Genomic DNA, 11,862 nt, shown 5'->3' with positions numbered 1-11,862 from the left:
CGGGACGGGCTGCGGTGCGGGGCAGCGGGCACTGTCGTACTCCTAGCCGGGGGTGCAGTCGTGGTAGAGCGTCACGTACACCGGTGACGCGGAGGTGGTCGTGTTGCCGGCGGCGTCGGCGGCGGTGACCCGGACGGGGATGCGGGCGCTGCGCTTGGGCGTGGACAGCGGGCCGAGCGTGCCGGTGAACACGCCGCGCCCGGCGGCGGCCATCCGGATCGTGCCGGTGGCGCCGTCGAGGGTGTAGCCGAACGTCACGGTCAGCGCGGCCGGGCCGCTGCGGTCGTCGGTGACGGTGGCGGTGACGGTGCTGCTCTTGGCGCCGTAGGGGCAGCCCTTCGGGTCCAGCTCGCCCGGGTCGGCGCGGACGCCGTCCACGACCGGTGCTGTCACGTCCGGCGGCGGCGGGCTGGTGGTGCGCGACGCGCTGGGGGTGGGCGTGCCGGTACGGGCCGGCGTCCCGGCCGGGTCCGGGGTGGCCGACGGTGCGGGAGGTGGCGGCGCGGCGGACGCGGCCGACGGGCTGGGCGTCGGCGACGGGCTCGGCGACCCGGCGCCGGTCGGGTCCGGTGTGGGCGCGCCGGTGGTGGCGGGACCGGCGCTCGCCGGGCCGGCCGGACCGGCGGCGGGCGGACCGGCGGCGGGCGGGCCGTCGTGGGCGGCGTAGCGGTAACCGGCGCCCCCGGCCAGGACGGCGGCGACCAGGGCGCCGGCGGCGAGCGCGGTACGGGTGCGGCCACTGCGGAACCGTCCGCCCCGGCCGGTGGTGGTGGTGCCCAGCGCGGTGTGGGCCACCGCGGTGGCGCCCTCGGCCCGGTCCGGGAACGGCCACAGCGCGGCGAGCAGCGCCGCCCGCCGGGCCAGCTCACGCAGCCCTCGTTCCTCCCACCCGCTGTCGTAGCCGCTGCCGGCGACCCGTTCCAGCAGTTCCAGGAACACCTCGGCGGACGGCGGGCGGTCGTCGGGGCGTTTGGCCATGCCGTGGCGCAGCAGTTCGTGCACCGGCGGGGGCGCCGCCTCGGCAGGGATCGGCGCGCTGGCGTGCTGGTCGCGCAGGGAGAGCAGGTCCGGTCCCTGGTACGGGGGCCGGCCGGTGAGGCACTCGAAGAACGTCGCGGTGGCGGCGTAGACGTCGCACGCCGGGCTGGCCGGGGCGCCGGTCCACTGCTCGGGGGCCATGTAGCGGGGCGTGCCGGAAACCGTGGTGTCGGAACCCTGGCCGATCGGCATGGCGATGCCGAAGTCGGCGAGCTTGCTCAGCCCGGCACCGGTGACCAGCACGTTCTCCGGTTTGTAGTCGCGGTGCACGACACCGTGGGCGTGCGCGGCGGCCAGGCCGGCGAGCGAGCCCTTGAGGACGCAGAGCGCCGCCTCGGGCGTGGTCGGGCCGTGTGCGCGCAGCATCTGGCGCAGCGAGACGCCGTCGACCAGCTCCATCACGATGGCCGCGCCGTGCGGGCTCTCCACGTACTCGTAGAGGCGGCTGACGTGCGGGTCGTCGATCTCGCCGAGCAGCCGGGCCTCGGTGCGGAACGCGGTCCGGAACGCCGAGTCCTCGCCCAGGTCGCGGACCAGGTACTTGATCGCGACCGGGGTGCCGGTCGGGTCGTGGGTGGCGAGCACGACGCTGCCCGACGCGCCGGCGCCGAGCCGGCGGACCGGCGTGTATCCGGACAGTTCCCAGCCGCTCATGCGACAGACTCCACGGCGTCCCACGGGCGGATGTCGGACGCCGCCCCGCTCGTCATTCTCACCGTGGCGCAGCCGCCGGCCATCGCCGCAACGGCTGCTTCCGGACGCCGGTCGGCGCCCGGTCCCGCGGACGGCACGGCACCGCACGGCAGGTGGTCGGTATCGGACACACCGCCACGAGTACCAGACCCCGGCAACCGCCCTCAGAGGCGGCGGGGTGGGGGGATTCCTGCGGGTGGGGGGTTGCGGAGCAGCCAGAGGGGGTTGCTCGCGCCGACTATCTCGCCGTCGCGGTCGCGGACCTGGGTGCGCACGTACGTGCCGGCGCCGACGCGCACCGGCAGGTCGTGCCAGCCCGGCCGCAACCGCCGCCAGGCGACCTGCTCGACCCGGACCGCCGGTGTCGGGTCCGCGACACCGGCCCGGTCGACCTCGCCGGTGACCGTCTCCAGCGTGGCCCCGGCCGGCAGGTCGGTGGCGCGCAGCCGCACCGTGACGGTGTCCGCGGTGAGCACGGCGAGCGCGCCCATGGCGCTGCGGCCACCCAGTTCCAGGTCCAGCGCGCCCCGGTAGCCGGCCAGGTCGGCGAACCACGCCTGCCCGGCGCGCAGCGCCGCGACCAGGTCGTCGCGGCCGGTCGAGGCCGCCCACACCGAGGTGATGTTCCGGTCCCGGCCGGCCCGCCAGTCGGTGCCGTCGTGGTCGTCGGTGACCCCCACGGCGGTGAGCGGGATCGCGTTGCGGGCCGCCACGTCGTACGCCCAGAGGTGGTCCTCGACCGGCCGGCGTCCGATCTCGATCAGGTCGACGCCGAGCGCGTTGCGGCTCACCAGCAGGCGGGCCAGTGATTCCCGGCGCTCCACGTCCAGCGGGTGGTTCCAGCACACCACCCCGCCGTGCGCGTGCAGGAACCGCACCATCTCCTCGGTGGCGTCGACGTCGTTGTCCCGGTACGGCGGGGACGGGAAGCGCGGCAGCGTGCCGTCGCCGCCGAACCAGTTGAGGTGCCGCACCATGGACACCTCGTACGCGCGGTGGTGGGTGACGCCGGAGTACGCACCGTCGTAGCCGCGCAGCACCTCGGCGCGCAACTCCTCGCCCGCCTGACCGGCGCGGCGGGCGCGGTCGAAGACGAGCCGGTCCACCAGGTACGCGCCGCGTGCGCCGCCGGCCGCGGTCACGCCGAGGCGCAGCCCGCGCAGCGAGTTGTCCCCGGCGACCAGGCCGGGCCAGAGCCGCCGAACGTCGGCGAGCAGGTCGAACGTGTGCCGCCGCCACACGCCGGCCGGGGCGGGCAGCTCGACCGTGCCGTGACGGCCGTCCACTGTGTGCCGGACCGCGTCCACGCCGCCGAGGCGGTAGCGCAGCACGAGCTGCCCGGCGGGCCGGCCGGGCCCGGCCGGGTGGTGCGACAGCGCCACCTCCACGGTGAGCGTGGCGTCCCGGCCCGCCGCTTCGGGGCGTACGTCGAGGTGCAGCTTCGTGTCGGAGATGTTGGCGGTGTGCGTCCAGTTCCACGCCTTGCCCGCGTACCAGAGGGTGCCGGAACCGGCGGCGGTGAGGCGCAGCGCGCGGCCCGGGCCGTCGGGGGCGTCCGGCGCGTCCACGAAGTCGGCGGTCGAGGCGCGCAGGTGCCCCTCGGTGGCCGGCTGCCAGGTCCAGGCCAGGCCGCCCTCGCGTTCCTCCGGGCCGTCGAAGTGGACGACCCGGCGGTGGTCGTGGGCGGCGACCCGGAAGTCGTGGTCGGTCCACCAGAGCACGTCGACGCCGTTGCGGCGGGCCTGGTCGAGGTGGGCGGCGTAGCTGGCCACGCCCTCGCTGAACGAGGCGTGCAGGTGCATCGCCATGCTGACCGGCCGCCGGCCGCGCGGCGGTGGCGGCGGCCGGTCGTTCGTGGCGGCCAGCCCGACCGGCACGCCGATCCCGGCGACCGCCAGACCGCCCGCGGCGACGAGCACGCTGCGCCGGTCCAGCCGCCCGTGACCCGCCATGCCACTCCCCCATCCGCCGCCGTCAGCGTACGGGCGGACGGTCAGCGCGGGGGCACCGCCACCCGGGCGGCGAGCGGGCGCCCGGCCAGCCGCCGGATCGCCAGGTACGCCTCGCAGCCGAGGCAGAGCCCGAACGCGGCGTTGAGGAACGCTGCGGCCAGCGCCGCGCCGGTGGCGGCCAGGCCGAGCGCGGGCAGCCCGGCGAACCAGCCGGCCGCGCCGACGGCGCTGAACACCAGGCCGACGACCTGGGCGAAGCGCACCGGCGCGACCGGCTCCAGCTCCGCCGGCGGGTCCAGCCGGGGCGCCACCAGGGCGCGGAACAGCAGGCCGTACGGGCCGAGGCGCGGGTTGACGGCGGTGAGGGCGAACACCACAGCCTGGGCGAGCAGGAGCAGCCCGGAGCCGGTGACGAGGACGATCGCGAGGACGACTGTGGTGAGGACGGCGGCGAAGCGCGGTCCCCGGGGGTCGAGCAGCATGGGGTGGGTCCGTTCGTGCGGAGGCGGTCGGTCAGGCGGGACGCGCCGCCGCACAGAGGCTCGTGGCGAGCCGGCCGTGGTCCACCACCCGGCGGCGGGTCAGCCGTACGCCGGTCATCGCCCCGCCCCGGCCGTGAGCGCGGCGATCAGGTCGTCGCGGTCCGGCACGCCCGCGGCCCGGCGCACGACGCGGCCTGCCGCGTCCACCACCAGCACTGTCGGGGTACGCCACACGTCCAGTTCCCGGGCCGCGTCGAGGTGCTCGTCCACGCCCGCCTCCAGCACCACGACGCCGTCCAGGCGGGCGGCGACGTCGGCGAGCACCCGGCGGGCGGCCCGGCAGGGCGCGCAGACCGGGGCGGAGAACTGCACCAGCGTGACCTCGCCGGGGCGTACCCCGAGGGCGGTGAGGGTGGCCCGGTGCGGCGCGTCGGCGGCGGATGCGCGCTTCCGGACGGCGTGCAGCCGCCCGTCGTGGCGGCGGCGCCACCAGCCGAACGCGGTGGCGGCCGCGAGCACCGCGACGAGCACGAGGATCCCGGTCAGGCTGGGCGACTGCACCGCCCCAGGCTGCCACGGCAGGTCGCGGAAGACCATGGTCCGTCCCGGTCAGCGGACGTGAGATCGCCTACTCCGGCGGTAGGAGCGGCCGGCGCACCGGCCGGCGAACGTCGCTTTTGTCCTCTGGCGCGCCGTGCGAGCTTGGCAATATTCTCCACCACGCGCGCAGTCGTTGCAGTTCCTTTACATCGCCCGGCGCCGGTCGGGCCATCGAGGAGGCGAGATGCACTTCGACCACCCCGAGCTGGACCGCCGTACGCTGCTGCGGGCCGGCCTCGGCGCCGCTACGGTCGCGGTCGTCGGCAGCGAGCTCGCCCGGCCGGCCGCCGCGCAGGCCGCGCCGGGCGCGGACCTCGACTGGATCATCAGCTGCGACGAGTGGGCCGCCCGCCCGCCGGCCGACCCGCTGTCGGTGAGCGCGATCCCGACCAACAAGATCATCGTGCACCACATGGCGTTCCCGAACGTCACCGACTACTCGGAGGAGCACGCCAAGCAGCTCGCCCGCGACTGCCAGGACCTGCACATGGACGGCAACGGCTGGTCCGACACCGGGCAGCACTTCACGGTGAGCCGCGGCGGTCACGTTCTGGAGGGACGGCACGGCAGCCTGGACCGGCTGCGCGCCGGCGACCGGCAGATGATCGCCGCGCACTGCCCGGGCGAGAACGGGCGGGCCATCGGCATCGAGAACGAGGGCACCTACGTCACCGAGACGCCGCCGGAGGAGCTGCTCGACGGGTTGGTCCGGCTGTGCACCGCGATCTGCCGGCAGTACGGGCTGCACGCCCACGACATCTTCGGCCACTGGGACTTCCGCGCCACGCTCTGCCCGGGCGCGATGTTCTACCGGGAGTTCCCGGCGCTGCGCCGCGCGGTGTCCAAGAAGCTCGGCACGAAGCTGGGCGACGTGCCGGCCCGCCGCTGGCCGGACATCTGGCGGTTCGTCGGCGGCCCGGTGGTCCGCGTCGCGCAGCACCTGCTGACGTTCCGCGGCTACACCGTGCCGGTCACCGGCGTGTTCGACGCGGCCACCGTCGCGGCGGTGCAGGACTGGCAGGCGCGCAACGGCATCCCGGTCGACGTCGACGCCACGCTCACGGCGCCGACCTGGGAGACCCTGGCCCCGGAGCTGGACCAGAAGTCGTCCGGTGTCCCGGTGGTCGCCGCGCAGTTCATGCTCGCCTCCAAGGGCTACGCCGAGGTCACCGCGACCGGCGAGTACGACCACGCCACCCGCACGGCGGTGAAGGATCTCCAGCGCCTGCACGGGCTACCGCCCAACGGCAAGATCAGCACCACCACCTGGTGCGCGCTGGTGGGGGGTGTGGTGCGCCAGTCGTTCCACAAGCACTGACGGCGTACCGGCGGGGAGAGCGGTGGGGGTGGCAACGGCGCCACCCCCACCGCGTCGTTGCGGGACGGATCGCGGCGAAACGTCGGCATTGACGGCTGGTGAACGACGGCTATCCCGGACGGCTGTGGTGCGCCGATCATTGCCCGGAGATAGATATGAGTCATTCTCACCTCCGGGTAGGACGCCCGGGCGCGGAGGCCGAGACGCCGTCAGCCGGGCGTACCGAACGGCCCTACTCCGCGTCCCCGGAGGATCGCCATGCCACAACCCGCCGTCCGCGCCCGCCTCGCGGCGATCACCGCCGCCACCCTCATCGCGAGCGTCCTGACCGTCACCCCGCCGTCACCGGCGCTCGCCGCCACCACGTTCACCCCCGACGACTACTGCCTCGGACAGTGCGCCGACATCCTGCCCCCCGGGCAGAACGGCAACGCCACACTCGTCGCCATCCTGGCCCACCAGGCGCTCGGCACCCGCCCCGCGCACTCCAGCGACCAGCTCGACGAGTACGCCAACCTGGTCTACAACTACGCCGGGCTGACCGACGAGCAGATCGCCCACTTCTACAACGACGCCTCGTTCGGGGTTCCCGACGCGCAGGTCGAGAGCAGGATCTCGCCGCGCTCGGACGTCACCATCGTGCGGGACAAGGCCACCGGCGTCCCGCACGTCACCGGCACCACCCGCGCCGGCACCATGTTCGGCGCCGGGTACGCCGGAGCCCAGGACCGGCTCTGGGTGATGGACCTGCTGCGGCACGCCGGACGCGGCACGCTCACCTCGTTCGCCGGTGGCGCGCCGGGCAACCGGGAGCTGGAGCAGAGCATCTGGGCCAACTCGCCGTACTCCGAGGCCGACCTGCAGGCCCAGGTGGACGCGCTGCGCCTCAAGGGCACCCGGGGCCAGCAGCTCTACACCGACGTGGTCGACTACATCGCCGGCATCAACGCCTACATCGACAAGTCGATCGCCGACGACAACTACCCCGGCGAGTACGTGCTCACCGGCGCCGGCAAGCCGAAGCACTTCAGCATGACCGACCTGATCGCCACCGCCGGCGTCATCGGCGGGCTGTTCGGCGGGGGCGGCGGCAGCGAGATGCAGTCCGCGCTGGTCCGGGTGGCCGCCCGGGCCAAGTACGGGCCGGCCGAGGGCGACCGGGTCTGGACGGCGTTCCGCTCGCAGAACGACCCGGAGACCGTGCTGACGCTGCACGACGGGCAGAGCTTCCCGTACGGCGCGACGCCGCCCGGCGCCACCAGCGCGGTGCTGCCCGACGCCGGCACTGTGGTCGCCGAGCCGCTCGCGTACGACGCCACCGGCGGGGCCGCCGCCCGCACCGGCAGCAGCGCCGCCACCAAGAACCTGCTCGGCGGCCTGTCCAACCTGCGCGCGCACGGCATGTCCAACGCGGTGGTGGTCTCCGGCCGGCACACCACCAGCGGCAACCCGGTGGCCGTGTTCGGCCCGCAGACCGGCTACTTCGCCCCGCAGCTGCTCATGCTCCAGGAACTCCAGGGGCCGGGGATCAGCGCACGCGGCGCCGCGTTCGCCGGGCTGAACCTCTACGTGCTGCTCGGCCGCGGCCAGGACTACGCGTGGAGCGCCACCTCCGCCTCCCAGGACCTGACCGACACGTACGCGGTGCCGCTGTGCACCACCGACGGCAGCGCGCCGACGCTGCGCTCCAACCGCTACCTCTACCGCGGCCAGTGCGTGGCCATGGAGGTGCTGGAGAAGCGGAACTCCTGGTCGCCGACGCTCGCCGACTCCACCCCGGCCGGCGCGTACACGCTGCGCTCGCTGCGCACCAAGTACGGGCTGGTGGCCTACCGGGGGCTGGTGAACGGGCAGCCGACCGCGTTCACCAAGCTGCGCTCCACCTACCGCCACGAGGCCGACTCGGCGATCGGCTTCCAGGCGTACAACGACCCGGCGGCGATGGGCAGCGCGGCGGCGTTCCAGGCGTCCGCGGCCGGCGTCGGGTACGCGTTCAACTGGTTCTACGTCAACTCGACCGAGGCGGCGTACTTCAACTCCGGCTCGAACCCGGTCCGGCCGTCCGGGCTCGACCCGAACCTGCCGGCGAAGGCGGAGCCGGCGTACGAGTGGGCGGGCTGGAACCCGGACACCAACGACGCCACCTACGCCCCGGCGTCGGCCCACCCGCAGTCGGTCGACCAGGACTACTACGTCAGCTGGAACAACAAGCAGGCACGCGACTTCGGCGCGGCCGACGGCAACTTCAGCTACGGCGCGGTGCACCGGGGTCAACTGCTCGACGGCCCGGTGAAGGCGGCCATCGCCCAGCGCAAGGTCGGCCGCGCCGACATCGTCCGGATCACCGCCGAGGCGGCGGTGACCGACCTGCGCGGCCAGCAGGTGCTCGGTGAGCTGCTGCGGGTGCTCGACAGCACACCGGTCACCGACCCGGCGCTCGCCGCCGCGGTGAGCAAGCTGCGGGCCTGGCAGCAGGCCGGGTCGCGGCGGGTGGAGACGTCGCCCGGATCGAAGGTCTACCAGCACGCCGAGGCCATCCGGATCTTCGACGCCTGGTGGCCGCTGCTGGCCTCGGCGCAGTTCCGGCCCGGTCTCGGCCCCGACCTGTACTCCGCCCTCGTCGGCGCCCTCCAGGTGAACGAGGCGCCCTCGGGCGGCCAGAACGGTGCGCGCGACGGCACCGTGACCTGGGCGTCGCAGGGGCAGGCGCACAAGGGCTCGGCGTTCCAGTACGGCTGGTGGGGTTACGTCGACAAGGACCTGCGGGCCGTGCTCGGCGACCCGGTGGCCGGCGGGCTCGGGCGCACGTACTGCGGCAACGGCAACCTCGGCGCGTGCCGGCAGGCGCTGCTCGACACGCTCGGGCAGGCCACGGCGTCGCCGGCGACCACCGTCTACCCGGGCGACTCGTCCTGCGGGGCCGGCGACCAGTGGTGCGCCGACTCGATCGCCCAGTCCGGGCTCGGCGGCATCACCCACCCGCTGATCGCCTGGCAGAACCGGCCCACCTACCAGCAGGTCGTCTCGTTCCCGGCGCGCCGGGGCGACACCGTGACCAACCTGGCGCAGGGCCGCACCGCCACCGCGTCCAGCACCCAGTTCCTGACCAGCCACACGCCGGCCAAGGCGGTCGACGGCAGTCTCGGCAGCCGGTGGGCCAGCAGTTACAACGACAACCAGTGGCTGCGGGTGGACCTCGGCTCGGCCCGGACGATCAGCCGGGCGGTGCTGCGGTGGGAGGCCGCGTACGCCACCGGCTACCGGATCGAGGTCTCCGGTGACGGCAACTCCTGGCAGCCGGTGTTCAGCACCACCACCGGCAACGGCGGCGTCGACAACGTGACGTTCGCCCCGGTCAGCGCACGATACGTGCGGATGTACGGCGTCACGCGGGCCACCTCGTACGGCTTCTCGCTCTACGAGTTCGAGGTCTACGGACGGTGACCGCACGCGACCGGCCGGCGGGTGCTCCCGCCGGCCGGTCGCCTGCGTCCGGGCAGGTCAGCCGCGCTCGTTCGAACATCTGTGCGAAGATGGCGGGGTGTCGAGCGAGGCCACCATCCTGCACGCCGACCTGGACGCGTTCTACGCCTCGGTCGAGCAGCGCGACGACCCCCGGCTGCGCGGCCGGCCGGTGATCGTCGGTGGCGGCGTGGTGCTCGCGTGCAGCTACGAGGCCAAGGCCCGGGGCGTGCGCAGCGCGATGGGCGGCCGGCAGGCGCGGCGGCTCTGCCCGGAGGCGATGGTGGTGCCGCCCCGGGTGGCCGCGTACACGGCCGCCAGCCGGGCGGTGTTCGAGATCTTCCGGCACACCACCCCGCTCGTCGAAGGGCTCAGCATCGACGAGGCGTTCCTCGACGTGGGTGGGCTGCGGCGGCTCGCCGGAGCACCGGCCACCGTCGCGGCCACGCTGCGTGAGCGGGTACGCCGCGAGGTCGGCCTGCCGATCACCGTCGGCGTGGCCCGGACGAAGTTCCTGGCGAAGGTGGCCAGCGGGGTGGCCAAACCGGACGGGCTGCTGGTGGTGGAGCCGGAGCGGGAACTGGCGTTCCTGCATCCGCTGGCCGTCGAACGGCTGTGGGGCGTCGGTCCGGTCACCGCCGCCCGGCTGCGCGAGCGCGGCATCCGTACCGTCGGGCAGGTGGCCCGGCTGGACGAGCCGGCGCTGGTGTCGCTGCTCGGCGCGGGCGCCGGGCGGCACCTGCACGCCCTGGCCGGCAACCGTGACCCCCGGGCGGTGCAGGTGGGCCGCCGCCGTTCCTCGATGGGCGCGCAGCACGCGCTGGGACGCGGGCCGCACTCCCTCGCCGACCTGGACGCGGTGCTGGCCGGGCTGGTCGACCGGGTCACCGGGCGGATGCGCGCCGCCCGGCGCACCGGCCGCACGGTGACGCTGCGGCTGCGCTTCGCCGACTACGCCCGGGCCACCCGGTCGCACACGCTCGACGAGCCGACCGCGCAGACCGGGCCGCTGCGGGCCGCCGCCCGCGACCTGCTGCGGGCCGCGCTGCCGCAGATCGCGGAGCGTGGCGTCACGCTGCTCGGCGTCTCGGTGGGCAACCTGGGCAGCGGGCACACGCAGCTCACCCTGCCGTTCACCGCCGAGCCCGGCCCGGCGCTGGACGCCGCCGTCGACGCGGTGCGGGACCGCTTCGGCTCCCGGGCGCTGACCCGCGCCGTGCTGCTCGGCCGCGACCCGGGCGTCGAGATGCCCCGGCTGCCGGACTGACCGGCCGGCCTCCTCCCGGAGTAGGAGACGGGCTCCGACCCGCGGCCGCGGGTGCGGCCTGCGGGCGGGCGCGAGCGGCCCGGCCCGTCACGAGCATCTACAGGCATGACTACGCTGCGGAACCGGGCGGCCGGATGGCACCGCCCCCTCATGCTCCTCGTGTCCGCGATGGCGGCGCTCACCGTCGTCACCGCGGTCGGCGTCGTGGCCGACCCGCGCGTGCTCACCGGCGTGCCCGTCTGGCTCAAGCCGCTGAAGTTCGCGATCTCGTTCGTGCTCTACGGCGTCACGCTGGCCTGGATGCTGTCCCTGCTGCCGCGCCGCAGCCGGGCGGCCGAGCGGGCGGCCACCGTGATCGTGGCCATGTCCGTGGTGGAGATGGTCGTCATCGTGGGTCAGGTGCTCCGCGGCACCACCAGCCACTTCAACGGCACCACGACGCTGGACGCGGTGCTGTTCGACGTCATGGGCGTGGCGATCACCGTGCTGTTCGCGGCCCAGTTCGTACTGGCGGTCGTGCTGGCCCGCCGGTCCCTTCCGGACCGGGCCGGCGGATACGCGGTCCGGCTCGGTCTCGCCGTGTCCCTGCTCGGCATGCTCGTCGCGTTCCCGATGGTGGCGCAGCGCCCGGCCGGCGCGCCCGCCGGGATCAGCGGTGCGCACAGCGTCGGGGTGCCCGACGGCGGCCCGGGGCTGCCGCTGCTCGGCTGGAGCACCACCGGCGGCGACCTGCGCGTCGGGCACTTCGTCGGGATGCACGCGTTGCAGGCGCTGCCGCTGCTGGCGATCCTGCTCGACCGGTTCCTCGGCGCGCGACTGGACGAGCTGACCCGGGCCCGGCTGGTGCTCGTCGGCGGGACCGCGTACGCCGCGCTCACGCTGCTGCTGACCGCACAGGCGCTGCGTGGGCAGCCGCTACCGGCCCCGGACGCCCTCACGCTCACCGCGGCGGGGGTGCTGGTGGCGGCCACCGCGACGGCCACCACACTGGTGCTCACCCGCCGGACCCGGCGTACCGGGGTGGTGCTGGTCGGATGAGCGCCACGCTCC

General features: G+C 74.9%; 8 protein-coding genes. 4 read left to right on the top strand and 4 right to left on the bottom strand.

The genetic code is table 11. The annotated features are described in order from the left end of the window. Window positions 1–42 precede the first annotated feature (42 nt). From ABIH81_RS23060 to ABIH81_RS23045, 4 genes are all read right to left on the bottom strand, one after another. Window positions 43–1,692 carry a serine/threonine-protein kinase gene (locus tag ABIH81_RS23060; RefSeq protein WP_349876977.1) on the bottom strand — a complete coding sequence of 550 codons (1,650 nt, stop codon included), beginning with the start codon at window positions 1,690–1,692 and terminating at the stop codon, window positions 43–45. Between the two features lie 203 nt (window positions 1,693–1,895). Beyond that, window positions 1,896–3,683, bottom strand: coding sequence for a hypothetical protein (locus ABIH81_RS23055; RefSeq protein ID WP_349876976.1), 1,788 nt, complete (start codon window positions 3,681–3,683; stop codon window positions 1,896–1,898). 41 nt (window positions 3,684–3,724) lie between these two features. Continuing rightward, window positions 3,725–4,165: a DUF4395 domain-containing protein gene (locus ABIH81_RS23050; protein WP_349876975.1), complete on the bottom strand. Its 441-nt coding sequence runs from the start codon at window positions 4,163–4,165 to the stop codon at window positions 3,725–3,727. A 114-nt stretch (window positions 4,166–4,279) separates the two neighbouring features. Beyond that, the gene (locus ABIH81_RS23045; RefSeq protein ID WP_349876974.1) at window positions 4,280–4,726 is read right to left on the bottom strand and encodes a thioredoxin family protein; all 447 of its coding nucleotides are present in this window, start codon (window positions 4,724–4,726) and stop codon (window positions 4,280–4,282) included. A gap of 223 nt (window positions 4,727–4,949) precedes the next feature. Here ABIH81_RS23045 and ABIH81_RS23040 point away from each other — a divergent pair, with 223 nt between their 5' ends. From ABIH81_RS23040 to ABIH81_RS23025, 4 genes are all read left to right on the top strand, one after another. After that, window positions 4,950–6,083 carry an N-acetylmuramoyl-L-alanine amidase gene (locus ABIH81_RS23040; RefSeq protein WP_349876973.1) on the top strand — a complete coding sequence of 378 codons (1,134 nt, stop codon included), beginning with the start codon at window positions 4,950–4,952 and terminating at the stop codon, window positions 6,081–6,083. Window positions 6,084–6,341: 258 nt separating this feature from the next. After that, the gene (locus ABIH81_RS23035) at window positions 6,342–9,527 is read left to right on the top strand and encodes a penicillin acylase family protein (protein ID WP_349876972.1); all 3,186 of its coding nucleotides are present in this window, start codon (window positions 6,342–6,344) and stop codon (window positions 9,525–9,527) included. A gap of 97 nt (window positions 9,528–9,624) precedes the next feature. Continuing rightward, window positions 9,625–10,812: a DNA polymerase IV gene (gene dinB, locus ABIH81_RS23030; protein ID WP_349876971.1), complete on the top strand. Its 1,188-nt coding sequence runs from the start codon at window positions 9,625–9,627 to the stop codon at window positions 10,810–10,812. Window positions 10,813–10,917: 105 nt separating this feature from the next. Beyond that, a complete protein-coding gene (locus tag ABIH81_RS23025; RefSeq protein ID WP_349876970.1) occupies window positions 10,918–11,850 on the top strand; it encodes a hypothetical protein in 933 nt (310 codons plus the stop codon). Window positions 11,851–11,862: the final 12 nt, after the last annotated feature.

This window comes from Micromonospora sp. HUAS YX12, assembly GCF_040215685.1.
Classification (GTDB): domain Bacteria; phylum Actinomycetota; class Actinomycetes; order Mycobacteriales; family Micromonosporaceae; genus Micromonospora; species Micromonospora tulbaghiae.
Note: the sequence above shows the minus strand (reverse complement) of the source record. Positions and strands in the feature narration are given on the sequence as shown.